Source organism: Vibrio sp. 2132-1, assembly GCF_033344315.1.
The window spans coordinates 1-797 of the sequence record NZ_JAWPON010000219.1 but is presented as its reverse complement, the minus strand read 5'-3'; the positions used below and the strand labels follow the sequence as shown (position 1 = coordinate 797).

General features: G+C 42.3%; 1 protein-coding gene and 1 pseudogene. Both read right to left on the bottom strand.

The features are described 5' to 3' along the window. Positions 1-81: 81 nt before the first annotated feature. On the bottom strand, positions 82-231 hold the full coding sequence (locus R8N47_RS24550) for a hypothetical protein (RefSeq protein WP_005499370.1): 150 nt from the start codon (positions 229-231) through the stop codon (positions 82-84). A 154-nt stretch (positions 232-385) separates the two neighbouring features. Next, positions 386-797: pseudogene (locus R8N47_RS24545) on the bottom strand (gfo/Idh/MocA family oxidoreductase); the annotation flags it as partial.

Sequence of the window (797 nt, the reverse complement as noted above, 5' to 3'; positions counted from 1 at the left end):
GATCCCTAGACAAATAATCAAAATCCCTATTCCAAGCCAAACAAGAACTGGAAATCGGAAAATACTCATAGTTTGCTCTTATTAATGATGGTGGTGATGAGAATGATCATGGTGTTCGTTGTCACCCGTTGTTTGGTGACAACCGCTGTTGATGGCTTGTTCTGCTAATATTTCCAGCAACTTCGGAGAGTTATGGACGATGATTAGAGATAGCCCCAACATGATGGACATTCTCAACACCTGAGCGAAAATGGATTGAGAAAAAGGCATGCATTGTGCGCTCATATAGAAAAATGAGCGCGAAGTTTAGTGACGATTAGTCAATGAAACAAATGACAAAAAGTGAACTAATGTATGCGTTTCATGCATAGATTGGTTCTAGGGATTAATTGCAATGCACGGCTTGTTCTATGCGTTGACAGATCTGCTCTGCAAGCTGGTGGCTCGCTATGTTGCGTTGCACTGTGTTTGTAGCCAGCTTGCCTGATTCAACAACCTTAAACCAATCGAATAGCATAGCGTGAAAACCTTTACTCGTGAGCATTGGTGTCCAATCTTTTAAGTTCAACTTACGTTCTTGATTGTCCTGCCACAATTTACCTTCCACAAACGAATCAAACTCAAATGCTTGGTTGGCATAACATGCCTGAACGCGTTCGTTTGTGATGCCAAAATGATGATTCATTGAAGCGTGTAGTAGGGTATCACCATGTTGCCATTGCACATCCAGACGTGCGAGTTGTTGGCCGTCAAATTGGTGAGTGATGTAGACGTCTTGCAAATCGGCTTTTGCTACA